The organism is Luteibacter sp. RCC_6_2, assembly GCF_041360655.1.
Taxonomy (GTDB): Bacteria; Pseudomonadota; Gammaproteobacteria; order Xanthomonadales; family Rhodanobacteraceae; genus Luteibacter.
The window spans coordinates 34,007-58,511 of record NZ_JBFUPQ010000005.1; the positions used below are offsets into that span (position 1 = coordinate 34,007).

A 24,505-nucleotide genomic window follows, 5' to 3' on the forward strand; every position below is an offset into this window, starting at 1 on the left:
CGGGATCAGTCCTTCGGAGGCGGCGGGGCGAGCACTTCACGGTTGCCGTTGTGCTGCGGCGCGCTGACGATGCCGTCCTGCTCCATCTGTTCGACGAGGCGGGCGGCGCGGTTGTAGCCGATGCGCAGGTGGCGCTGCACGCCGGAGATCGAGGCGCGTCGCGTCTCGGTCACCACGCGCACCGCGCGGTCGTAGAGGGCGTTGTCACTGTCACTGTCGCCCTCCGCGTCCTGCGGCAGGCCGGAGTCGTTGATGATCTTGCCGTCGGAGGTCGACTGCACTTCCTCGAGCACGCCGTCGATGTAGTTCGGCGTGCCCTGCGCACGCAGCCACTCCACCACGTTGTGCACCTCGTGGTCGTCCACGAAGGCGCCGTGCACGCGTTCCGGCGTGGCCGTGCCCGGCGGCAGGTAGAGCATGTCGCCGTGGCCCAGCAGGGCTTCCGCGCCGGACTGGTCGAGGATGGTGCGCGAATCGATCTTCGAGGACACCTGGAAGGCGATGCGCGTGGGGATGTTCGCCTTGATCAGGCCGGTGATGACGTCGACCGAGGGGCGCTGCGTGGCGAGGATCAGGTGCACGCCCGCGGCGCGCGCCTTCTGCGCCAGTCGCGCGATCAGTTCCTCGACCTTCTTGCCGACGATCATCATCATGTCGGCGAATTCGTCGATGATGATGACGATGTGCGGCAGCGGCTGGAGCGGTTCGGCCACCATGCCGGGCATGTCCGGGTTGGCGCGGAACAGCGGATCGAGCAGCGGCTGGCCGCTGTTCTCGGCGTCCTTCACCTTCTTGTTGAAACCGCCGAGGTTGCGCACGCCCACCGCGGCCATGAGCTTGTAGCGGCGCTCCATCTCGGCCACGCACCAGCGCAGCGCGTTGGCGGCTTCCTTCATGTCGGTGACGACCGGCGCCAGCAGGTGCGGAATGCCCTCGTAGACCGAGAGCTCCAGCATCTTCGGATCGATCATGATCATCCGGACGTCCTTGGGGCTGGACTTGTACAGCAAGCTCAGCACCATGGCGTTCACCGCCACCGACTTACCCGAACCGGTGGTACCGGCCACGAGCAGGTGGGGCATCTTGGCCAGGTCGGTGACCACGGCCTTGCCACCGATGTCCTTGCCCAGGGCCAGCGCCAGCGGCGACTTCACCTGGTCGTAGCGCTCCGAACGCAGGATCTCGGACAGGTAGACGATCTGTTTCTTGGTGTTCGGGATTTCCAGGCCGATGACGTTCTTGCCTGGAATGACGTCGACCACGCGCACGCTGACCACGGAAAGGCCGCGCGCGATGTCCTTGTCGAGGCTGGACACCTGGCTGCCGCGCACACCGGCGGCGGGCTCCAGTTCGAAACGGGTGATGACCGGGCCGGGATACACCCCGACCACGCGGGCATCGACACGGAAGTCCTTGAGTTTCAGCTCCACCTGGCGCGAAAGCACCTCGAGGGTTTCCTCGGAGTAGCCCGGGCCCTGCGGCGGCGCTTCGTCCAGCAGCGACAGCGGCGGGATCTCGCCGTCCATCGATGCACCGGTGAACAGCGGAATCTGGTTTTCGCGGGTGGCGCGTTCGCTCTTGACCACCATCGGCGTCGGCGTCTCGATGCGCACGGGCTCGCGCCTGGCCTGCTTCACCGCGTCGGCCTTCTTTACCACCTCGCGCTCGGCACGGGCCGAACGCGCGGCCATCACGTCGGGCGCGCGGCGCAGCTTGCCGCCGAACCAGCCGGCGATACGCATGACGATCTCGCCGGTGATGTCCATCACCCGGAACCACGACAGCCCGGTGGCGAGGGTCACGGCGATGAGGCAGACCGCCAGCAGCAGCAGGGGCGCGCCCTTGTCGCCGAAGGCGTTGTGCAGGCCATGCCCCACCCACTTGCCGACGATGCCGCCCGGGCCTTCCGGCAGCACGGTGGCGTCCACGTTGAGGTAGACCAGCGCGGGCGCGGTGATGAAGAAGAAGACGAAGCCGATGAGCCGCAGCGACGGCTCCCAGGGCTGCACGTTGCGCTCGCCGCGATGGCGGATCACCTGGATCCCCAGCGCGAGGAGCAACAACGGAAAACCGTACGACACCAGGCCGAAGATGTACCGGAGCAGGTTGGCGATGTTCGCACCGACCGCACCACCGAAATTGGTGGCGCGCTCGGCGACGCCCATATGGCCCCAGCTCGGGTCCTGGTCGTTGTAGCTGAGCAGGCAGACGAGAAGGTAAAGGGCGAGCGGGACCAGGAGCAGTGCCCCGGCTTCGCGCAGGCGGCGCTTGAGCTCGTCGCTCAAGCCCTCCCGCTGGGCCTTGACCTGCGCCTTGGCCTGCTTCTTTACGACTTTCGCGCTACGCGCCACTAACGAACGACCTCGCTCCCGGTGTCCGGCATCATGCCACGCCCTGGAGGGCCGGGTGCACGATCTTGCCGTTCTCGATGTTGATGCCCGCGGCCAGCGGGGCGTAGTCGCGCCAGCCATTGCCGGCGGCCAGGCGCTGCACATACGGCAGGATGGCGGCCGAGATGGCGGTGGACGAGGTCTGCGGCACGGCGCCCGGCATGTTGGTCACGCAGAAGTGCGTCACGCCGTGGACGTCGTAGGTGGGTTCCTTCCAGGTGGTCGGGCGCGAGGTCTCGAAGCAGCCGCCCTGGTCGATCGAGATGTCGACGAGCACCGAGCCCTTCTCCATCGTCTTGACCATGTCTTCGGTGACCACGCGCGGCGCCTTGGCGCTGGGGATCAGCACGGCACCGACGACGATGTCGGCGTTGCGCACTTCCTCGGCCACCGACGACTCGTAGGCGTACAGGGCGGTGACGTTCGGGCCCAGGGCCATCATCTCGGCCATGCGGTCCGGACGCTTGTCGAACACGACCACGTTGGCGCCCGCCGAGGCGGCCAGCGCCGCGGCGTTGCCGCCGGCCGCGCCCGCGCCCAGCACCACGACCTTGCCGCGCGGCGTGGAAGCCATGCCGCCCAGCAGCTTGCCCTTGCCGCCGTTGGGCTGGTGCAGGAGGGTCGTGCCGATCTGGGTGGCGATGCGGCCGGCGATGACCGACATCGGCAGCAGCAGGGGCAGCGCGCCGTTCTCGTCCACGGATTCGAAGGCGACGCCGGTCAGGCCGATGTCCAGCAGGCTGCGGGTGAGCGCCGGCTCGGCGGCCAGGTGCAGGTAGCAGAACAGCAGGTGGTGCTTCTTCAGCAGCTTGAGGTCGCCCTCGATCGGTTCCTTGACCTTGACGATCAGCTCGCCCTTCTCATAGACGGCGGCGGCGTCGGGCAGCACGGTGACGCCCAGCGCGGCGTAGTCGGCATCGGCGTAGCCGCTCTTGCTGCCGGCGCCGGCCTGGATGAATACCTCGTGGCCCCGACGGACGAGGTCGGCGGCGGCGGCGGGAATGAGGGCCACGCGGCCTTCGAGGGTCTTGGTTTCGGAGGGGATACCGATGCGCATCGTATGGAGGATCCTGAATGAGCTGACTAAAGTCGGACAGAATAAGCAAATGTCTTGAATCGCACCCCCGTGTTCCCCATTCTTCCGGGTCGACAACGTGACTCGCGGACCTCGATACGGCTTGAGCATCCTGCCGCAAGAGGCGAGCGGTACGACTGAAACACGCTGCAGTAAACCTCAAGGATTATACATGAGCACCCCCAAGCACAGCCGTCTGCTGATCCTCGGCTCCGGCCCCGCCGGCTACACGGCCGCGGTTTACGCCGCCCGGGCCAACCTGAAGCCGACGATGATCACCGGCCTGCAGCAAGGCGGCCAGCTGATGACCACCACCGAGGTGGACAACTGGCCGGGTGACGAAAAGGGTGTCCAGGGTCCGGAACTGATGCGCCGCATGGCCGAGCATGCCGAGCGCTTCGAGACCGAGATGGTCTTCGACCACATCCACAGCGTCGACCTGGGCAACCGCCCCTTCCGCCTCAAGGGCGACAGCGGCGAGTACACGGCCGACGCGCTGATCATCACCACCGGCGCGACCGCCAAGTACCTGGGCATCGCCTCGGAAGAGAAGTTCAAGGGCCGCGGCGTCTCCGCCTGCGCCACCTGCGACGGTTTCTTCTTCCGCGACCAGGACGTGGTCGTGGTCGGCGGCGGCAACACCGCCGTGGAAGAGGCGCTTTACCTCGCCAACATCGCCCGCAAGGTCTACCTGGTCCACCGCCGCGACAAGCTGCGCGCCGAAAAGATCATGCAGGACAAGGTCTTCGAGAAAGCCGCCGCCGGCAAGATCGAGCTGCTCTGGAACCACCAGATCGACGAGATCCTCGGCGACGACTCCGGCGTGAACGGCGTCCGCGTGAAGGACGTGAACACCGGCGCCAAGCGCGACCTCGATGTCCAGGGCTTCTTCGTCGCCATCGGCCATACCCCGGCCACCGGCATCTTCGAAGGCCAGCTCGAGATGAAGGACGGCTACATCCAGATCCAGTCGGGCCTGCACGGCATGGCCACGGCCACCTCGGTGCCGGGCGTGTTCGCCGCCGGCGACGTGGCCGACCACGTCTACCGCCAGGCCATCACCTCGGCCGGCTTCGGCTGCATGGCCGCCCTGGACGCGGAACGCTGGCTCGACCAGCAGCACCTGCTGGCCTAAGGCCGCCAAGATGTGGTCGCCCAGGGTGTGGTGGCCCAGCGAGGAAGGGTTGCCCGAGGGAGGGTTGCCCAGGGAGGGGTGGGAAGCGCGCTGGCGCGCGAAGGATCTTGCCGCAAGCACCCATCGCGCGCCAGCGCGCTTCCCACCCTCTTGGGGCCTCCCACCCTCTCGGGGCTTCCCACCCTCTTGGAGCCTCCCACCCCCAAGCGGCTTCCCACCCCCTTGGCACTTTCCACCGCCAGCGGCCTTCCCACCGCCCTGGCGCTCGCAGAGGGTTGCATGAGCGAAACGCGCTTCCTCGACGGCCTCGGTGGCATTCCAGCCGCCGATTGGGACGCGCTCGTGCCCGACGGCAATCCCTTCGTCTCGCACGCCTTCCTCAGTGGCATGGAGGCCAAGGGCTGTCTGCGCGAGGACTACGGCTGGCGGCCGTACCACCTGGGTATCTTCGAACACGACCGGCTCGTGGCCGCCGCACCGACCTACCTCAAGGGCAACTCGCACGGCGAGTTCGTCTTCGACTGGAGCTGGGCCTCGGCGTGGGAACGTGCCGGCGGAAACTACTACCCGAAGCTGCTCGTCGCTTCCCCCTACTCGCCCGTGCCGGGCCCACGCCTGCTCGTGCGCGACGGCCTGGACGCCGAGGTGTTGCGCAACCAGCTCACCGCCGCGCTGGTGGATGAAGCCGACCGGCTCGGACTCTCCTCGATCCACGCCAACTTCCTCGCCGACGCCGACCTCGACGCCTTCGACGACCGCTGGCTCGCGCGTGCCGACTACCAGTTCCACTGGCACAACCATGGCTACGCCGATTTCGACGATTTCCTCGGCGCGCTCACCTCGAAGAAGCGCAAGAACATCCGCCAGGAACGCGCGCATGCGCACGCGTCGGGCCTCACCCTGGAGATGCGTGGTGGCGACGAGTTCAGTGACGCCGAGTGGCGGCAGATCCACGCGCTCTATGAACTCACCTTCGACATGAAGGGCAACCACGCCGCACTTACCGCGCGGTTCTTTCAATACCTGGGCCGTACCCTCGGTTCCAATGTGCAGGTGGCGCTCGCGCGCGACACGCACGACATCGTCGCCATGGCGCTGTTCCTGCGTGGCGGCGATGCGCTTTACGGGCGCTATTGGGGCGCCAGCGTCGAGGTATCCGGCCTGCATTTCGAACTCTGTTACTACCGCGGCATCGACTACGCCATCCGTCACGGCATCGAACGTTTCGAGCCCGGGGCGCAGGGCGAGCACAAGCTCGCGCGCGGATTCCTGCCCACGCTCACGCATTCGCGCCACTACATCGCCCATGAAGGCTTCCGCCGTGCGGTCGCCGATGCGCTGGCGCACGAAGCCAGCCATCGCGAGGCCTATCGCGAGGAACTGATGGCGCATTCGCCCTACGCCGCCCGATGATCCAGCTACCGCAACTGCATCGCACGCGCCTGGGCGTGTTTCCGGACCCGGAAAGCGCGCTGACCGATCCGAACGGCCTGCTGGCCTGGGGAGGCGACCTCTCGCCCGACCGGCTGCTCGCCGCATACAGCCAGGGTATCTTCCCGTGGTTCAATGCCGACGAGCCGATCCTCTGGTGGTCGCCCGATCCGCGCTGCGTGTTCCGCACCGACGGCGTGCATGTCAGCCGCAGCCTGCGCAAGCAATTGCGCGGCTCGAACTGGCGCGTCACCGCAGACACCTCGTTCAGTCGCGTGATGCGCGCCTGCGCGGCGCCGCGCGATGGTCAGCCCGGCACCTGGATCGGCGACGACATGATCGCCGCCTACGAGGAACTGCACCGGCGTGGGCATGCGCACAGCGTGGAGGTGTGGGACCGCGGCTCGCTGGTCGGCGGTATCTATGGCGTGGCCGTGGGGCGGTTGTTCTGCGGCGAGTCGATGTTCAGTGCACGCACGGGTGGTTCGAAGGTAGCCCTCGCGGCGCTATGCAACCTGCTGCATGGGTGGGGCTTCCCGCTGCTGGATGCGCAGGTCACCAACGACCACCTGCTGAGCATGGGCGCGATCGAGATCCCTCGCCGCGAGTTCGTCGTGCAGGCACGGATGCTGTCGGCGTTGCCGGGCGTTCCCGGACCGTGGCTGAAGCAGCCCGTCGCCCTGCCCTAAGAGCCTGCTTGGTGGGAGCCTGCTTGTCTGTGGGAGCCTGCTTGTCTGTGGAAGCCTGCTTGTCTGTGGAAGCCTGCTTGTCTGTGGAAGCCTGCTTGTCTGTGGGAGCCGCTTCAGCGGCGATGGGTGCTTGCCTCAAGCTTGCCCGCTGCCGCGGGATCGCCGCTGAAGCGGCTCCCACAGTGAAATGGCTCCCATAGGAAGCGGCTCCGCTTTGGTGGGAGCCGACCCTGTCGGCGATATCACCTCGCGCGGTGCCCACTCATCTCCGCCCCCGCATTCCTCGGCAGCAGCGCACACACCGGCGCCGCGACCAGCGACACGAAGGTCACCACCAGGAAGGCCACGCTGAAATCCGGCAACTGCGCATTCTCCCGCCCATGCCACGCGACCGAAGCATGCAGCGCCGCCGAGGCCACGCAGATGCCCAGCGACAGCATCAACTGCTGGAACGTCGTATAGAAACTCGTCGCGGCGGAGAAACGCTCGCTCGGCACGTCCGCATAGGCCACCGTGTTGTACGCGCTGAACTGCAACGACTGGAAGAACCCGCTCAACAGCAGCACCGCGTAGATCGTCCACAGCGGCCAATCCGGCCGGAACGCCGCGCACAACGCGACGCACAGCATCGACAGCACGCCGTTCCAGACCAGCGTGCTGCGAAAGCCCCACATGCGCAGTACGGGCGCTGCCGTGGCCTTCATCAACATCGCCCCAAGCGCCGAGACGAAAGTGACCACGCCGCTGTGCGCCGCCGACAGGCCGAAGCCCAGCTGCATCATCAGGGGCAACAGGAACGGCACCGAACCGGCGGTGATGCGCGTGAGCGAACCCGCCACCACCGAAAGCCGGAACGTGGTGAAGCGCATCAGCGAGAGATCGAGGATCGGATGCTCCACGCGGCGCGAATGCCATACATAGAGGGTTCCGACCAGCAGGCCACCGGCGATCAGGCCGGTCGAACTGTAGAACGAGGTCACGCCATGGCTGACCATTTCGAGCCCGAACACCAGGCACGACAGCGACACCCCCGACAACACGAAGCCGAGCCGGTCGAAGCGGACCTTGTCCGGCAGGCGCACGTCGGGAATGTATTTCGTGGCCAGCCACATGCCGGCGATACCGATGGGCACGTTGATGTAGAAGATCCAGCGCCACGACGCCCAGGTGACGATGAAGCCGCCCAGCGGGGGCCCCACCACCGGCCCGATCAGCGCGGGCACCAGCAGCCATGACATGGCGGAGACAAGTTCGGATTTCGGCACGGAACGAAGCAGTACCAGGCGCCCCACGGGCACCATCATGGCGCCGCCGATGCCTTGCAACAGGCGCGAGAGCACCAGCAGCGTGAGGTTACCCGATACCCCACAGAGGATGGAGCCGAGAGTGAACAAGGCGATGGCCGTGCGGAAGACGTTGCGCGAACCGTAGCGGTCGGCGATCGCGCCGCTCGCGGGGATGAACACGGCAAGGCTGAGCATGTACGAGGTGAGCGCCACGCTCATGTGCAATGGCGAGACTTCGAAGGATTCCGCCATCGCCGGCAAGGCGGTCGCGAGGATGGTCCCGTCCAACTGTTCCATGAACATCGCGCTCGCGATGATCAGGGCAACGGTGCGGAAGCCTGGGGCGGGAGTCATCCGGAAACGGGCAACGAAGAAGCGCATAGTTTGCGCCCGTCGATGTGAAAGGTCGATATCCCGATGGGGCTTTTCCCATCCCGCAGTGTCTGTATCTACCTGCCCGGATGGGAAGATCTACCTGCCTGGTGGGGGATACCTACCTGCTTGGTGGGAAGCGCGCTGGCGCGCGATGGATCTTGCCGCAAGCACCCTTCGCGCGCCAGCGCGCTTCCCACCTCCTCGCGCGCCAGCGCGCTTCCCACCCCTGATCCACAGGCCCAGTTGCTAGTCCGGTGCTAATCCAGGCCTAGCTGCCGTCCGCTGCGAAAGACGCGCTCCGTCCCGCTCAATGGATCGACGAAGCGCAGTTCCCGTGCCAGCAGGCGCAACGGCTCGGCGAAGCCGGGCGCTTCGTCGCGTAGCGCGGGATAGACCGGATCGCCCAGGATGGGTGCGCCAAGCGCCGACATGTGCACGCGCAGCTGGTGTTTACGGCCGGTGATAGGTTCGAGGCGGTAGAGCCAATGCCGGTCCCCACGTTCGATCACGTCGACCTTCGTGCGGGCGTTCGGCTTGCCCGGCACCTCGCGCATGCGGAAGAAGGGCTCGCCGCGCTCGAGCCGGCTCTCATGCACGAAGGGGAACGCCCGCCCGGGCAGCGGCGGCGCCACGGCTTCGTAGATCTTTGCGATGGCGCGGTCGCGGAACAGGCGCGTATAGGCGTCGCGGCTGGACGGCCGGGCCGAGAACACCACCAGTCCCGCCGTGGCGCGGTCGAGGCGGTGCAAGGCGACGAGGTCGGGGTTGTCGAGGCGACGCACCAGGCGGACCGAGAGCGTCTCCTCCACGAAGCGTCCCGCCGGCATCACCGGGAGGAAATGCGGCTTGTCCACGACCACCAGGTCGTCGTCGATATGGAGGATGGTTTCCTCGAACGGAATGCGGGGTTCGTCGGGCACTTCCCGGCGATACGTGACGACGGCGCCGGGACGGTACGGCGCCAGTCGATGCACCTCGACGCCGTCCGCGGTGACGGCGCCGCGCTCCATGCGCTCGATCCAGGCCTCGCGGTCGATGGCGGGGAATCGCTCGCAGAGGAAGTCCACGATCGAGGCCCAGCCCCCGGGAGGCAGGACGATGCGGCTGGTCGGCAGGTGCGGGTCCATGGCGGCATTGTAGAAGCATATACTCCGCCCATCGTCCCACCCCCAGCATCGGAGCTCCCCGTGATCGGCCGGTTCTTCAGGAAGTGGTTCGGCGGCGCCAGAGGGCGTGCCGCCATCGCGCAGGATCGCCTCCCTCCGTTGCAATCGCTGCCACCGCCCACGATCGATGGCGCGGCTCCACCCGGCGCGCTCGCCGCGGACGACGTCGAAGACCGCTTCTACCGGCTCGTCTTCGCCATCGGCCCCTCGCGCGATCCCGGCTTGTCGCCCACCGAGCAGACCGTCCTGCTGCGGCGCGTTCGAGAGACCTTCGGCGGTGAACGCTTCGACGTGGGAACCCTGCCCCGCCTGCCGGCGGTCGTGCCGCAACTGATGCGCTCGCTGCGCAACGACGAGACGGACAGCCGCACCCTGGCCGAACAGATCGCCCGGGACACGGTACTGGTCGGCGAGATCATCCGCGTCGCCAACAGCGCGTACTTCCGCACGGCACGGCCGGTGACCAGCCTGCCCCAGGCCATCACCCTGCTCGGCCAGGACGGTTTGCGCCGCGTGGTGATGCAGATGGTGATGCGGCCGATCCTGCGCAGCGACGACAGCGTCGCCAGCCAGCTGGCCGGCGAGCGGCTGTGGGAGCACGCCGAGCGCTGCGCCCGCGCGTGCATCTTCCTCGGCCGAGGCGCGTGCGATCCCTTCGAAGCCTTCCTCGCCGGGCTGGTGAGCCAGACGGGTGCGCAGGCGATCCTGCGTGAAATCGAACGCCTGCCGGACGCGGCGTCGATCGCCTTCAGCCGCCCCTTCGTGGCGGCACTCGCGCAGCAGGTCGAGCGCCTTTCACTTCACGCCGCGCGGCACTGGAATTTCCCGTTGCGCGTGGTCCAGGCGCTGGCCGAGCGTGCCGATCCCGCCGATGCGGGGGCGCGCACGCCGTTGGGACGGGCCCTGCTCGCCGCCAGCCGCGTCGCGATGCTGGACGTGCTGGCTGAGCATGGCGCCGCCGAAGCGGACGCCGTGTTGCTGGCGACGCCGGCCCAGGGCTTCGGTCAGGAGTTGCTGCTGGCATGCCGCGACGAACTTCGCCGCACGACGACGCCGGCGGAAGCCTAGGCCGCCGCCCCGACCGACCTCAGCGCCGGACCCCGGTCGCCACGACATCCGCCCAGATTTGTTCGGCAAGCTGGGTGGAGGCGCCATCGATCAGCTTCGGCACCAGCATGTCCAGGCGCGGCGCCGCCGGATCGACCGGCAGCGACTGGTGGATGCGGTAACCCTTCGACGACACGAGCCCGCGCGCCACGATACGGCAGCTCGCCGACATCTCGAGGTTCGCCACCGGCGGCTCGGCGTCCTTCGCCGCCGAAACGGCGATCTCCAGCCCGCGGCAATGGATGATCAGGTCGGTGATGTAGTTCGGCTGCAACGCCGTGCGCAGGCGTGCCTGCACGGCGGATGCGATATCCGGCGTCACCTGCACCTTCGCCGAGGAATCCAGGCCGGTGACCGTCACCACGGTCTCGCCACGGTTATCCACCGTCAGCCAGGGCGAGGCCGGGCTGGCGGAAACCATCCGGCTCATGTCGCTCTGGATCATGGTCTTGCCGCCACAACCGGACAGCACCAGGGCCACGGTCGCGGCCAGTACGCACTTGATCACCTTCACTCCCCAAATCCCCCATCGGACAACCTCCCAATGTACCGGCAGTGCCGGAGGGCGGCAACATCGTCACGGATGTGAAGGCGCGCGAACACGCCGTCACGATCGGCGCACGCAGCGGTTATCATGCGATTTCACCCTTGGCAGGGACAGGATGATCGATGTTTTCGGCGCGACAGACTCCGGCCACCAGCGCGGACGCCCTCGCTCGCCTTGGCTGGCATGATTTCGAGCATTTGCTCGCAGAGCACTACCGCGACCAGGGCTGGCGAGTGGAATACCACGCGCCGCCGGCATCGCTGAAGCACCTCGGCAGCAGCCTCGACTTTCGCCTGCATCGCGGCAACGAGACGGTGATCGTCCAGTGCAAGCACTGGGACACCGTGGAAGTGCAGCTGGCGGAAGTGAACGAACTGCTCAGCACGATGCTCAACGAGGCGGCCACGCGCTGCGTGCTCGTCACTCGCGGGCGCTTCAGTCCCGAGGCACGCGCCGTGCCTCGGCGCCAGCCGCGCCTGCAGCTCGTCGACGGCGACGTATTGCGGGTGATGTTGAAACTGCCTGGTCACCTCGATACCTCCGTTCCCGGCGTCGCATTGCCCAGCGTGGCCGCGCGCAAGGGTGCGGCCGCACGTCGCACCTCCGGCGAGCGCAGCTCGAAGCTGCTTCCCATCCTTCTCTTCGTGGTGATCGCCGTGCTGCTCGCGATCTTCGTGTGGCGGACGATGGCGCATCGACGCGACGCCGCCGTGCCTCCTGCGCCAACGGACGAAGCGGTCTCGGCGAAGCCTTCGCCGCCCGCGCAAGCGATACCTCCCTCCGCGCCGCCCGCAAGCCCGACCGCGCCGGCCGAAGCACCGTTGTCGCGCGAACTGGCCGAGCGTGCGCGCTTGCGCGAAGCGGCATCGCCGGGCTCGTCGCGCGATGCGCACCGGCAGTCCGAAGACGCCATCAAGGTCATGGAACGCAACACCCGCGAAGTCGGCAACGCGGAATGAGCGCACAAATCGCGCCGCGTTCTTTCACGCTGAGGAAATCCCGCCCGGCCTAAGCTGACAGGAGACCCCGTCGCCTGGAAGCTCCCCATGACCGAGACGCTCTCGCCCGATCTCCTGCGCCGCATGCACGCCTACTGGCGTGCCGCCAACTACCTGTCCGTCGGACAGATCTACCTTCGCGACAATCCCCTGCTCGAGAAGCCGCTGGGCAAGGAGCACATCAAGCATCGCCTGCTCGGCCATTGGGGCACGACTACCGGCCTCAACTTCATCTACACCCATCTGAACCGAGCGATCGTCGAGCGCGACCTCGACATGATCTACGTGATCGGACCGGGTCACGGCGGCCCCGGTCTCGTCGCGCATACCTACCTCGAAGGTTCCTACACCGAGGTGTACCCGCATATCGACCGCAGCGCGGCGGGCATGCGCGAATTGTTCCGGCAGTTTTCCTGGCCTTACGGCATCCCCAGCCATGTGGCTCCGGAAACGCCGGGATCGATCCACGAAGGTGGCGAACTGGGCTATTCCCTCTCGCACGCGTTCGGCGCGGCCTTCGACAATCCGGACCTGGTCGTGGCCTGCATCGTCGGCGACGGCGAAGCGGAAACCGGCGCGCTGGCCACGAGCTGGCATTCCAACAAGTTCCTCAACCCGGCGCGCGACGGCGCCGTGCTGCCCATCCTCCACCTCAACGGTTTCAAGATCGCCAACCCCACGGTGCTGGCGCGCATCGAGCCGGAGGAATTGCGCGACCTCATGCGTGGCTACGGGTACGAACCGCACTTCGTCGAGGGGCACGAGTTCGAACCCATGCATCAGGGCTTTGCGGCCGCCCTTGACCACTGCCTCGACGAGATCAGGCGTATCCAGGATGAAGCGCGCGCAGGCGGCGCGGAAACGGCGAAGCGCCCGCGCTGGCCGATGATCGTGTTGCGCAGCCCGAAAGGCTGGACGGGCCCCAAGGAAGTCGACGGCAAGCCGGTGGAAGGCACGTGGCGTTCGCATCAGGTGCCGATTTCCAAGTTCGAGACCGAAGATCACATCCGCATCCTCGAGGACTGGATGAAAAGTTACCGCCCCGAGGAATTGTTCGACGAGCGCGGGCGCTTCCGCGAGGAATTCGCTTCGCTGGCACCGACCGGCCGACGCCGCATGGGCATGAACCCGCACGCCAACGGCGGCCTGCTGCTGAAACCGCTGCACATGCCGCACTTCCGCGATTTCGCCGAGCAGGTGGAGACCCCCGGCGACCACAAGGCCGAAGCCACGCGCGTGCTCGGCAGGTTCCTGCGCGAAGTGATGCGCCAGAACATGCAGAGCTTCCGCCTGTTCGGCCCGGACGAATCCGCGTCGAACCGGCTGGAAGCCGTCTACGAGGCCAGCGGCAAGACCTGGCTGGCCGAAACCGAGGCCGTGGACGAGGACCTCTCGCCGGCCGGACGTGTCATGGAAGTACTGAGCGAACACCAGTGCCAGGGCTGGCTGGAGGGTTACCTGCTGACGGGGCGGCACGGCTTCTTCTCGTGCTACGAGGCCTTCATCCACATCATCGATTCGATGTTCAACCAGCACGCGAAGTGGTTGAAGGTCACCCGCACGATGGCGTGGCGGCCACCGATCGCCTCGCTCAACTACCTGCTGAGCTCGCATGTGTGGCACCAGGATCACAATGGTTTCTCGCACCAGGACCCGGGCTTCATCGACCATGTCGCGAACAAGAAGTCGGAGATCGTACGGATCTACCTGCCACCGGATGCCAACTGCCTGCTCTCGGTCACCGACCATTGCCTGCGCAGCCGCCATTACGTCAACGTGATCATTGCCGGTAAGCAACCCGATTGGCAGTGGCTGGACATGGAAAGCGCGGTACGCCATTGCACGGCGGGTGCCGGCATATGGGAATGGGCTGGCCGCGGTGGCGACGATCCCGACGTGGTGATGGCCTGCGCGGGCGACGCGCCGACGGTGGAAGTGCTGGCCGCGGTGATGCTGCTCCGCGAATACGTTCCGGACATCCGCATCCGCGTGGTCAACGTCGTCGACCTGATGTCGCTGGAGACGCCGGACGAGCACCCGCACGGCATGGACGACGACCAGTTCGACGATTTGTTCACGCGCGACAAGCCGGTGATCTTCGCTTTCCACGGCTACCCGGGCATCGTGCATCGGCTGACTTATCGCCGGCACAACCACGACAACATCCACGTGCGTGGATACAAGGAAGAAGGCACGACCACCACGGCGCTGGACATGATGGTGTTGAACAACATGGATCGCTTCCAGCTAGCCCTCGATGCAATCAACCGCATTCCGCGCCTCGAAAACCAGCGCGAGAAGGCAGCGCAGCGCTACTGGGCGGACATCGAGCGGCACAAGCTCTACGTCAGCGAGCACGGCCAGGACCTGCCCGACGTGCGCGACTGGCAGTGGAAGGCCGAGGAAACCGCATGAGCCGCGTGGGCCATGTATTGGCCCTCAACACGGGTTCGTCGTCGTTGAAGTACGGTCTGTACCGCGTGTCCGGGGAGACCTGCGAGGCCTTGCTGGCCGAACAGACGGACGCACCGGGCGGCGATGCCGATCCCGTGGCGGCGATCGTCGATACGCTGACGCAGCGCGACCTTCCGCATCCCGATGCGATCGGCCATCGCATCGTCCATGGCGGTCCGAACATCCGCGATCACGCGAGGATCGACGACGCGTTGATGGCGCACCTGGAAGAAGCGAAGGCGTTCGCGCCGCTGCACGTGCCGGCGGCCGTGGAGATGGTGAAGCGTGCGTCCCGCGCGTTTCCGGATGCGCCGCAGGTGGCCTGTTTCGACACGGCGTTCCACGCGTCCATGCCGGCGGTGGCGAAGGCGCTGCCCTTGCCCGCCGACCTGCGTGAAGGTGGCATCGAGCGCTACGGTTTCCATGGCCTGTCGTACGAGTCGATCGTGCGCCAGCTGGGCCGGTCGATTCCGCCGCGTGTCGTCATCGCGCACCTCGGCAACGGCGCGAGCCTGTGCGCCGTGCGCGAAGGCAGGTCGGTCGATACGACGATGGGCCTGACGCCGACGGGAGGCATCGTGATGGGGACGCGTCCCGGCGACCTGGACCCGGGCGTGTTGCTCTACCTCATGCGCGAGCGTGGTTACGACGCGAAGCGATTGGAGCTGCTTGTCGACAGGGAATCCGGGTTGAAGGGGCTGTCCGGTGGCACGAGCGACATGCGCAAGCTGCATGCGATGGACAATGCGGCGTCGAAACTGGCGCAGGACGTGTTCGTGCACGTGGCGCGCAAGCATGTCGCGGCGATGGTGGCTTCGCTGGGGGGCATCGATCTGTTGGTGTTCACCGGCGGGATCGGCGAGAACGATGGCATGACGCGCGAGGCGATCGTGGCGGGGTTGCGCTGGATGGGTGGGTTCGAGGTGCGGGTGATGGCGACCGAAGAGGATGAGCAGATCGCGAGGCATACCTGGCGGCTCGCTTCGTAGCGATCGCCGCTGAAGCGGCGATCCGCGCAAAGCGCGGCCCGCCGCCTCACCCCCACCCCAACACCATCAAACAACCACAACCGGAATCTTCCCGATCTTCGACCGCCACTCCTTCGGCCCCGTCTCATGCACCGACGTACCGGCACTGTCGACGGCGACCGTCACCGGCATGTCCTTCACCTCGAACTCGTAGATCGCCTCCATGCCCAGGTCCTCGAAGGCCAGCACACGCGAGGCCTTGATCGCCTTCGACACGAGGTAGGCCGAGCCGCCCACGGCCATCAGGTATACCGCCTTGTTATCGCGGATCGCCTCGATCGCCGCCGGACCACGCTCGGACTTGCCGACCATGCCCAGCAACCCGGTGGACTCCAGCATCTGCCGGGTGAACTTGTCCATGCGCGTGGCCGTGGTCGGGCCGGCGGGACCCACCACTTCATCGCGTACCGGATCGACCGGGCCGACGTAGTAGATGAAGCGGTTGGTGAAATCGACCGGCAGCGTCTCGCCGCGGTTCAACATGTCGATCATGCGCTTGTGCGCGGCATCGCGACCCGTGAGCAGCTTGCCGTTGAGCAGGATGGTCTCGCCCGGCTTCCAGCTCTGCACTTCCTCGCGGGTGATCGTGTCGAGGTTCACCCGGCGGCCCTTGGAGGCGTCGTAGGTGAGCTTCGGCCAGTCTTCCAGCGACGGCGGATCGAGCGCGACCGGACCGGAGCCGTCGAGCACGAAATGCGCATGGCGCGTGGCGGCGCAGTTGGGAATCATCGCCACCGGCAGGTTCGCCGCGTGGGTCGGGTAATCCTTCACCTTGATGTCGAGCACGGTGGTCAGGCCACCGAGCCCCTGCGCACCGATACCCAGCGCGTTGACCTTCTCGTACAGCTCCAGGCGCAACTCCTCGGCGCGATTCGACGGCCCGCGTGCGATCAGGTCGACGATGTCGATCGGCTCCATCAGCGCCTCCTTCGCCAGCAGCATCGCCTTCTCGGCGGTGCCACCGATGCCGATGCCGAGCATGCCCGGCGGGCACCAGCCGGCACCCATCGTCGGCACCGTCTTCAGCACCCAGTCGACGATCGAATCGGACGGGTTGAGCATGGCGAACTTGGATTTCGCTTCCGACCCGCCGCCCTTCGCGGCGACGATCACGTCCACTTTGTCGCCCTGGACGATGGAGACGTTGACCACGGCCGGCGTGTTGTCGCGCGTGTTCATCCGCTTGCCCGCCGGGTCGGCCAGCACCGAGGCGCGCAGCTTGTTGTCCGGATGGTTGTAGGCGCGGCGCACGCCCTCGTTGACCATGTCCTCGACGCCCATGGTGGCGTCGTCCCAGCGCACGTTCATGCCCACCTTGAGGAAGACGGTGACGATGCCGGTGTCCTGGCAGATCGGCCGGTGCCCTTCGGCGCACATGCGCGAATTGATCAGGATCTGCGCGATGGCGTCCTTCGCCGCCGGGGACTCTTCGCGCTCGTAGGCGGCGGAGAGGTTCCGGATGTAGTCCACCGGGTGGTAGTACGAGATGTACTGGAGGGCGTCGGCGACGCTGGTGATGAGGTCGTCCTGCTTGATCGAGGTCATGGCGCTGCGGCTGGCTCGCGAGGCTGGCAAAACGGCGATTTTAGCGCACCCGGCCGGTGTAAGGTGCCGGAGCCCCGGCCGGTCTGTTCCAGGCACCCCCGAGAACCACGGAGTTCCCATGCGCCACCCGTTTCGCATCGCCCTCTTCGCCTGCGCCCTCGCCGCCACCGCCCTGGGCATCGCGCGGCCCGTGGCGGCCGCCCAGACCGCTCCCGAATTCGCCGGCATCGCCGCCTGGCAGAACTCCAAGCCGCTGACCATGCGCCAGTTGCGGGGCAAGGTGGTTTTGATCGATTTCTGGGCTTATTCCTGCATCAACTGCCTGCGCACCCTGCCCCACGTCACCCGCTGGTACGACCAGTACAAGGACAAGGGCCTGGTGATCGTCGGCGTGCACTCGCCGGAGTTCCCCTTCGAGAAACAGGAAGGCAACGTGCGCGACGCCATCAAGCGCTACGGCATCCGCTACCCCGTGGCCCAGGACAACGACCTGGAAACCTGGGACGCCTGGGACAACCAGTACTGGCCGGCGGAATACCTGGTCGACCAGCGCGGCAACGTCGTCGCCCACCACTTCGGCGAGGGCAACTACATGGAGATGGAGAACGCCATCCGCACCCTGCTCGGCCTGCCGCGCCTGACGGACGAGAAGACCGCCGGCGGCGACAAGGACGCCCCGGATTTCAACCAGCTGGGCTCGCCGGAGATGTACTTCGGCAGCGACCGCAGCAAGAACAACGCGAGTCCGGAAGGCTCGGATAAAGGCACGCGTGACTTCACGGCGCCGTCGCGGCTGGAACTCAACCAGTTCGCCCTGGTGGGCCGCTGGGAGATCGGCCGCGACAACGCCAGCCTCGTCGGTGCCAATGGCGAGATCCGCCTGCATTTCAAGGCGAAGAAGGTGCACATGGTCGCCAGCGCGAACGATCCGGTGACGGTCGAGGTGTTGGTCGACGGCAAGCCGCAGGCGCCGGTGACGGTGCAGGCGTCGCAGCTGTACACGTTGTACAGCGCGGACGATTACAAGGATCACGTGCTGACGATTCGGATTCCGAAGGCCAATTTCCACGCGTTCACCTTCACCTTCGGGTAAGAGCATCGCCGACAGGGTCCGCGATTCGCTCTTGCAAGAGTGTTTCTTAAGATATATCGTACGACCACTACGTACGATATATCGGAGAACACCCATGCACTTTTTCCACCACGCCCAGCACCGTTTCCACGAGCATCTCGCCGCCATCGGACGCGGCGGTGGCGGCCGTTTCGGCGGCGGCCCTTTCGGTTTCGACGACCGTGACGGCATGCGCGGCGGACGCGGCGGCGGGCGTTTCGGCGGCCGCATGTTCGGCACCGGCGACCTGCGCCTGCTCCTGCTCGCCCTCATCGAGGAACAACCCCGTCACGGCTACGAACTGATCCGCACCATCGAGGAAATGTTCGAAGGCCAGTACAGCCCCAGCCCTGGCGCGGTCTACCCGACCCTCACCATGCTCGAAGAACTGGGTTACGCCCGCGTCGAAGCCGAGACCGGTGGCAAGAAGCTCTACGCCATCACCGACACCGGCCGCGCCTTCCTCGCCGAGAACCGCGACAGCCTGGACGCCCTCACCGAACGCCTGCAGGTGATGTCCCGGCACATGCGCCGCATGACCGTGCCCAATCCCGTGCGCGAGGCCATGCATGTGCTCAAGCACCAGCTGATGAACCATCACAAGGCCTGGGACGACGCCGAGATGAAGCGAGTCGCCAAGGTGATCGAAGCCGCCGCGAAGGCGGTCGCGGAGCGCCAGGGATGAGCGAACGCCATGCGATCACGCGCGTGCGCCACGCGCTGAAGATGCGCCGGCTCGACGTGGTCCATGTGCGGCGCCTCACGCCGCACATGGTGCGCGTGACGCTTGCCGGCACGGACCTTGAAGGCTTCGTTTCCGCCTCGCCCGACGACCACGTCAAGCTGTTCTTCCCCGTGTCCGACGGCTCGATCAATCCGCCCACGCTCGGTCCCGATGGCCCCGTCTATCCCGAAGGTGTCGAGGCATCACCCGCTCGCGACTACACGCCGCGCCGCTACGACGCCTCGCGCAACGAGCTCGACATCGACTTCGTCCTGCACGGTGAAGGCCCCGCATCCACCTGGGCGGAAAACGTCAAGCTGGGCGACACCCTCGGCGTCGGCGGTCCGCGCGGCTCGATGATCGTGCCGGATGATTTCGACCACTACGTGCTCGTCGGCGACGCGACCGCCCTGCCCGCGATCGGTCGATGGCTCGAGGAAATGCCGGAGTCCACGCCGGTGACCGTGCTCGCCGAGATCGTTTCCGACGAGGAACGGCAGGCGTTGAAGCGCGATGTCCGCTGGTTCGTCGCCGGCGAATCGCCAAGCCTCGACGAGGCGTTGGCCGCGCTGCCGATCCCCGCGGGCGACACGTTCTGGTGGGTGGCGACGGAGTCCAAACGCGCCCGCGCGCTACGCTCGCTGCTGGTCGAGGAACGGAATATCGACAAGGATTGGGTCAAGGCCACGGGCTACTGGCAGGCCGATTGATCGTTCCCGGGTACTCACGCCAGCTCCACCTCGCTTAATCTTCACCTCCCAAGAACACATAACCTTGTCGGGCTTCAGGTTAACTCTGGACCCGTTGCAGGAGCGGAGGCGGCACGATGCGGCGAGGCAGGAAAATTCTGGCGTGGGTACTCGGGATCCTGATCCTGCTCATCGTGGCGCTCGTGCTGTTCATCGCCTTCTTCGACTGGAACCGGTTGAAGCCCACCATCAACGAGAAGGTCTCCGAGGCGATCGGCCGCCCCTTCGCGATCAATGGCGACCTTTCGGCACACTGGTCGCGCGAGCCCGGTGAAGGTGGGCTCGTCGGGCTCATGCCATGGCCGCACTTCACCGCGCGCGACATCACCGTGGCCAATCCCGACTGGGCGAAGTCGAAGCAGTTCGCCACGCTGGCCACGCTGGACTTCCGCCTTTCGCCCTTCCCGCTCATCGCTCGCCACATCGTCGTGCCGGAGATCCGCCTCGGCCAGCCGCAGATCGCCTTGGAACGCGTGAAGAACGGCGACAACACCTGGACCTTCAAGCTTCCTGAAAGCACCGGTCCGTCCGAATGGCAGCTCGAACTCAATGCCATCGCCTTCGACAAGGGCCATATCGACTTCTCCGACGCGACGAACCAGATCGTCATGGGCATCGACGTGACGCCGCTCGGCAAGGGCATTCCCTTCGACGAGATCATGGCGCAGCAGGAGAAGGATTCGCGCGCGCAGGCCAACAAGATCACCGGGGCCAGCGCCAAGGCGATGTCCAGGAGCGACGCCGACGAAAAGGACCGCCAGGACGAAACCAAGAAGAAGCAGATCTACTACTTCGCCTGGGACGCCAAGGGCACGTACAAGAAGTCGACCGTTGCGGCCAAGGCGCGCACCGGCGGCGTGCTGGCGCTGCGGGATGCCAACCGGCCCTTCCCGGTGCAGGCCGATGCGCGCTTCGGCGACACGCGCATCGCCTTCGTGGGCACGCTCACCGATCCGCTGAACATGGGCGCGCTCGACGTGCGCCTTTGGTTCTCCGGCACGAGCATGTCCCACCTCTACGACCTTACCGGCGTGACCCTGCCGGATACACCGCCGTTTGCCACCGAAGGTCACCTCAAGGCCAACCTGAAGAAGGGCGCGAGCGTCTACACCTACGAGAACTTCACCGGCCGCGTCGGCGGCAGCGATCTCGGCGGAAGCCTCGTCTTCAACACCGGCGGCCAGCGCCCGAGCCTCACCGGCAAGCTGAAGTCCAACCAGTTGCTCTTCAGCGATCTGGCGCCGCTGATCGGCGGCGGCTCCAACGAGGAAAAGGCACAACGCGGCGACTCGGTGAAGCAACCGGCGGACAAGGTATTGCCCGTGGAGCCGTTCAAGACGGACCGCTGGAACACGATGGACGCCGATGTGCAGTTCACCGGCGTCAAGATCGTCCACGGCGAGCGCCTGCCGATCGACAACCTCTCGACCCACCTGGTGCTGAAGGATTCCGTGCTGGTCCTCGATCCGCTGAAGTTCGGCGTCGCGGGCGGCACCGTGGGCAGCAACATCCGCCTGGACGGGTCGAAGACGCCCATGCGGGGCGGCTTCAACCTTGGCGCGCGCCACCTCAAGCTGAAAGAACTTTTCCCGACCTTCGCACCGATGCAGACGAGCTTCGGCGAGATGAACGGCGATGCGTCGCTGACCGCTACCGGGAATTCCCCAGCTGCCTTGTTGGGCAGTTCGAACGGCGAGGTGAAGCTGCTCATCAACGACGGCGCGATCAGCGGCTCGCTGCTGGAACTGGCGGGGTTGAACGTCGGCAGCTACGCGGTCACCAAATTGTTCGGCGACGAGGTGGTGAAGATCAACTGCATGGCTGCCGACCTGGTCTCGACCAACGGCGTGATGGAGTCGCGGCTGTTCGCCTTCGATACCGAGAAGGCGCTCATCAACGTCACTGGTGACATCAACTTCCGCGACGAGAAGATCAACCTCGACATCGTGCCGCATACGAAGGGCTTCCGGCTGTTCTCGCTGCGCTCGCCGTTATACGTGCATGGCACGTTCAAGGACCCCGCGCCGGGCGTGCATGCCGGTCCGTTGATCCTGCGCGGCGGCGGCGCGGTGGCGCTGGCGGTGTTCGCCGCGCCGGTCGCGGCGCTGGCCGCCCTGGTGGTTCCGGAAAGCGGCAAGGCGGACGCGACGCAGTGCAAGCCGCTGCTGGATGACCTGCGCAGGAATCCACCGAAGGCTCCGGCAGCCGGGAAGGCGTCGCCCGCCGGGAAGGCCCCTGTCGCTGGAAAGGCGCGCGGCTGATCCCGACTGCACTACTGTGGGAGCCGCTTCAGCGGCGATGGGTGCTTGCCGCAACCTGGCCCGCTGCCGCGGGATCGCCGCTGAAGCGGCTCCCACATCGCCGGTGCACCCTCCCACCGGTGCACCCTCCCGCTGGTGCACCCTCCTGTAAAACGCCCCCGCCTTCGGGCAAGCTCTACCGATGTCTCCCTCCCGCAAAGCCCACCTGCAGATCCACTTCTGCGTCCTGCTCTGGGGCTTTACCGCCATCCTCGGCAAGTTGATCACCCTGCCCGCGCTGCCGCTGGTGTGGTGGCGCATGCTTCTTGTGTCAGGCACCCTGCTCTGCGTGCCGAAAGTCTGGCGCGAACTGCGCGCGATGCCGCGACGCCTGCTGTTCTCCTATGCCGGTGTCGGCGTGATCGTGGCGCTGCACTGGCTCACCTTCTACGGTGCCATCAAGCTCGCCAACGCATCCGTCGCCGCCACGTGCATCGCGCTGTGCCCGATCTTCCTCGCGATCGTCGAACCCTGGGTGGCGGGGCGCCGTTTCGATCCACGCGAATTGCTGATCGGCGCGGCGGTGGTGCCGGGCGTGGCATTGGTGGCTGGAGGGCTTCCCGGCGACATGCGCCTGGGTCTCGCCATCGGCGTGCTCTCTGCACTGTTCGTGGCCTTCTTCAGCGCGTTGAACAAGCGCCTGGTCGACAGGGCCGACGCCTTGACCGTGACCTGCGTTGAACTCGGCACCGGCACGTTGTTCCTCACCGCGCTGGCTCCCTTCCTCGCCTCGCCGGCGTTCGTACTGCCCGATATGCACGATGGCGCGCTGATGCTCGTGCTCGCCTATGGCTGCACGCTGTTGCCCTTCGCATTGGCGCTGGCTGCGCTGCGGCACCTTTCCGCGTTTGCGACACAGATGGTGACGAACCTGGAGCCGGTGTACGCGATCGTCCTGGCGATTCCGTTGCTGGGTGAACAGCGCGAATTGGGCTGGACGTTCTATGCTGGCGTGGCGGTCATCCTTGGCGCCGTGTTCGCGCATCCGTGGCTGCATCGTGGGGAAAAGGCGGAAGCGGCGGATCTCGTGGCGCCGTGATGCTCGGTTAGGAGCATCAAGGTTTGAGGTTTGAGTCCCTCCGAGACGGCAGTGAGCTAGCTCCAGGTGGAGGCCGACCTTGTCGGCGATGGGTGCTTGCCTCAGTCTGGCCCGCTGCCGCGGGATCGCCGACAAGGTCGGCTCCCACCAGGTCGACAGGGTCGGCTTCCATCAGAGTTGGCTCTACCTCTGTCTCTCGGGGCGTCAGGCGCGGCCGCGGGCGCGTACGGTGCGCTGGCGGCGCGTGCGTTGGGCCGCCGAACGGACGGCGGATTTTTTACGGGGCGACGAGCGCTTGGCTCGCGAAGGCGGGCGTGAGGGTGTCACTGGTGACTCCGGAAACGGAACCGGGAGGGTGGATGCTCTCCCCCTCCCGGTGAAAAACCCGCTAAGACGCGATCAGATCAGCTTGATCTCGCGCAGACGTTCCTGAAGGTACTCGTGTGCCGTGATCGGCTCCGGGTAGCGCTTCGGGTTGTCCGGCGTGACGCAGGACGGCAGCACGTCGAGCACCACGTCGGGGTTCGGGTGCAGGAAGAACGGTACGGAATAGCGCGGCTTGCGCGCGTTCTCGTTCGGCGGATTGGTCACGCGGTGGGTGGTGGACGGGTATACGTGGTTGGTCAGGCGCTGGAGCATGTCGCCGATGTTGACCACGATGGCGTCGCCCTCGGTGGTGATCGGCAGCCAGTCGCCTTCCCGCGTGAGCACTTCCAGGCCTTCGGCGCTCGCGCCGACCAGCAGCGTGATGAAGTTGATGTCCTCGTGCGCACCGGCGCGCACGTTCGGCACGTCGGCCTGTTCGATCGGCGGGTAATGGATCGGGCGCAGGATCGAGTTGCCCGAGTCGATCTTGTCGTCGAAGAAACGCTCCGGCAGATCGATGTGCAGGGCCAGGGCGCGCAGCACGCGGGCGCCGAGCTGGTCCAGGGCTTCGTACAGCCCGTAGCCATGTTCCTTGAAGTCCGGCACTTCGGCCGGCCACACGTTGGGCGGCATCACGTCGGCGAACTTCGAATCGCGCGGGATCTCGCGGCCGATATGCCAGAACTCCTTGAGATCCGCGAACTTGCTGTCCTTGGCGGTTTCCACCTTGAACGGCGTGTAGCCCCGCGCGCCACCGCCCCCGGGGATGTGGTACTTGCGCTTGGTCTCGTCCGGCAAGGCGAAGAAGCGCTTGAAGGCGTCGTACGCGCCGTCGATGGCCTCTTTCGCGATGCCGTGTCCGCTGATGCAGCAGAAACCGAATTCTCGGTAGGCCGCGCCCAACTCGGCCACGAAGGCTTCGCGGTCGGTGTCGTAGCGACGGATATCGAGGGTGGGAACCTTCTTCATGCTGTGTCCGCTGGTCGGAGG

19 protein-coding genes are annotated in these 24,505 nt (G+C 66.4%); 12 read left to right on the plus strand and 7 right to left on the minus strand.

Translation table 11 applies throughout. From position 1 onward, the window contains the following. Positions 1 to 5 precede the first annotated feature (5 nt). Complete coding sequence (locus tag AB6730_RS06495; RefSeq protein ID WP_371022842.1) at positions 6 to 2,351, minus strand: DNA translocase FtsK; 2,346 nt, start codon at positions 2,349 to 2,351, stop codon at positions 6 to 8. Positions 2,352 to 2,382: 31 nt separating this feature from the next. Beyond that, the gene (locus AB6730_RS06500) at positions 2,383 to 3,447 is read right to left on the minus strand and encodes an alanine dehydrogenase (RefSeq protein WP_371022843.1); all 1,065 of its coding nucleotides are present in this window, start codon (positions 3,445 to 3,447) and stop codon (positions 2,383 to 2,385) included. Positions 3,448 to 3,637: 190 nt separating this feature from the next. Between AB6730_RS06500 and trxB the strand changes: the two genes are divergently transcribed. The 3 genes from trxB to aat all read left to right on the plus strand — a co-directional run bounded on the left by trxB (position 3,638) and on the right by aat (position 6,720). After that, positions 3,638 to 4,600, plus strand: coding sequence for a thioredoxin-disulfide reductase (gene trxB / locus AB6730_RS06505; RefSeq protein WP_371022844.1), 963 nt, complete (start codon positions 3,638 to 3,640; stop codon positions 4,598 to 4,600). Between the two features lie 279 nt (positions 4,601 to 4,879). Further along, positions 4,880 to 6,013, plus strand: coding sequence for a GNAT family N-acetyltransferase (locus AB6730_RS06510; RefSeq protein ID WP_371022845.1), 1,134 nt, complete (start codon positions 4,880 to 4,882; stop codon positions 6,011 to 6,013). After that, positions 6,010 to 6,720, plus strand: a complete 711-nt coding sequence (gene aat, locus AB6730_RS06515; RefSeq protein WP_371022846.1) for a leucyl/phenylalanyl-tRNA--protein transferase — start codon at positions 6,010 to 6,012, stop codon at positions 6,718 to 6,720. The genes AB6730_RS06510 and aat overlap by 4 nt, the downstream gene beginning before the upstream one ends. 242 nt (positions 6,721 to 6,962) lie before the next feature. Here aat and AB6730_RS06520 read toward each other — a convergent pair whose 3' ends face one another. Both AB6730_RS06520 and AB6730_RS06525 read right to left on the minus strand, forming a co-directional pair. Next, positions 6,963 to 8,360 carry an MFS transporter gene (locus AB6730_RS06520; protein ID WP_371022847.1) on the minus strand — a complete coding sequence of 466 codons (1,398 nt, stop codon included), beginning with the start codon at positions 8,358 to 8,360 and terminating at the stop codon, positions 6,963 to 6,965. Between the two features lie 278 nt (positions 8,361 to 8,638). Continuing rightward, positions 8,639 to 9,508, minus strand: a complete 870-nt coding sequence (locus AB6730_RS06525; protein ID WP_371022848.1) for a pseudouridine synthase — start codon at positions 9,506 to 9,508, stop codon at positions 8,639 to 8,641. A 60-nt stretch (positions 9,509 to 9,568) separates the two neighbouring features. Between AB6730_RS06525 and AB6730_RS06530 the strand changes: the two genes are divergently transcribed. Further along, a complete protein-coding gene (locus tag AB6730_RS06530; RefSeq protein WP_371022849.1) occupies positions 9,569 to 10,615 on the plus strand; it encodes an HDOD domain-containing protein in 1,047 nt (348 codons plus the stop codon). Positions 10,616 to 10,634: 19 nt separating this feature from the next. Here the strand turns inward: AB6730_RS06530 and AB6730_RS06535 are convergent, their stop codons facing one another. Then, positions 10,635 to 11,168 (minus strand): hypothetical protein, encoded by a 534-nt coding sequence (locus AB6730_RS06535; RefSeq protein WP_371022850.1) that lies wholly within the window; start codon positions 11,166 to 11,168, stop codon positions 10,635 to 10,637. Positions 11,169 to 11,323: 155 nt separating this feature from the next. Between AB6730_RS06535 and AB6730_RS06540 the strand changes: the two genes are divergently transcribed. From AB6730_RS06540 to AB6730_RS06550, 3 genes are all read left to right on the plus strand, one after another. After that, positions 11,324 to 12,160: a restriction endonuclease gene (locus AB6730_RS06540; RefSeq protein ID WP_371022851.1), complete on the plus strand. Its 837-nt coding sequence runs from the start codon at positions 11,324 to 11,326 to the stop codon at positions 12,158 to 12,160. An 87-nt stretch (positions 12,161 to 12,247) separates the two neighbouring features. Further along, a complete protein-coding gene (locus tag AB6730_RS06545; protein ID WP_371022852.1) occupies positions 12,248 to 14,614 on the plus strand; it encodes a phosphoketolase in 2,367 nt (788 codons plus the stop codon). Next, on the plus strand, positions 14,611 to 15,642 hold the full coding sequence (locus AB6730_RS06550; protein ID WP_371022853.1) for an acetate/propionate family kinase: 1,032 nt from the start codon (positions 14,611 to 14,613) through the stop codon (positions 15,640 to 15,642). Before AB6730_RS06545 ends, AB6730_RS06550 begins: the two co-directional genes overlap by 4 nt. Positions 15,643 to 15,708: 66 nt before the next feature. Here the strand turns inward: AB6730_RS06550 and AB6730_RS06555 are convergent, their stop codons facing one another. After that, positions 15,709 to 17,226: a fumarate hydratase gene (locus AB6730_RS06555; RefSeq protein ID WP_371022854.1), complete on the minus strand. Its 1,518-nt coding sequence runs from the start codon at positions 17,224 to 17,226 to the stop codon at positions 15,709 to 15,711. 118 nt (positions 17,227 to 17,344) lie between these two features. On the opposite strand from AB6730_RS06555, the gene AB6730_RS06560 reads away from it, so the two are divergent. The 5 genes from AB6730_RS06560 to AB6730_RS06580 all read left to right on the plus strand — a co-directional run bounded on the left by AB6730_RS06560 (position 17,345) and on the right by AB6730_RS06580 (position 23,149). Beyond that, positions 17,345 to 18,319 carry a thioredoxin family protein gene (locus AB6730_RS06560; protein WP_371022855.1) on the plus strand — a complete coding sequence of 325 codons (975 nt, stop codon included), beginning with the start codon at positions 17,345 to 17,347 and terminating at the stop codon, positions 18,317 to 18,319. Positions 18,320 to 18,413: 94 nt separating this feature from the next. Beyond that, the gene (locus AB6730_RS06565; protein WP_371022856.1) at positions 18,414 to 19,022 is read left to right on the plus strand and encodes a PadR family transcriptional regulator; all 609 of its coding nucleotides are present in this window, start codon (positions 18,414 to 18,416) and stop codon (positions 19,020 to 19,022) included. Next, a complete protein-coding gene (locus AB6730_RS06570; RefSeq protein WP_371022857.1) occupies positions 19,019 to 19,771 on the plus strand; it encodes a siderophore-interacting protein in 753 nt (250 codons plus the stop codon). Before AB6730_RS06565 ends, AB6730_RS06570 begins: the two co-directional genes overlap by 4 nt. Before the next feature lie 116 nt (positions 19,772 to 19,887). Next, positions 19,888 to 22,071, plus strand: a complete 2,184-nt coding sequence (locus AB6730_RS06575) for an AsmA family protein (RefSeq protein WP_371022858.1) — start codon at positions 19,888 to 19,890, stop codon at positions 22,069 to 22,071. Between the two features lie 181 nt (positions 22,072 to 22,252). Then, positions 22,253 to 23,149: a DMT family transporter gene (locus AB6730_RS06580; RefSeq protein WP_371022859.1), complete on the plus strand. Its 897-nt coding sequence runs from the start codon at positions 22,253 to 22,255 to the stop codon at positions 23,147 to 23,149. A 399-nt stretch (positions 23,150 to 23,548) separates the two neighbouring features. On the opposite strand, the gene AB6730_RS06585 is transcribed toward AB6730_RS06580, so the two are convergent. After that, entirely contained in the window at positions 23,549 to 24,484 is a 936-nt protein-coding gene (locus AB6730_RS06585; RefSeq protein ID WP_371022860.1) for an isopenicillin N synthase family dioxygenase, read from the minus strand. Positions 24,485 to 24,505 lie beyond the last annotated feature (21 nt).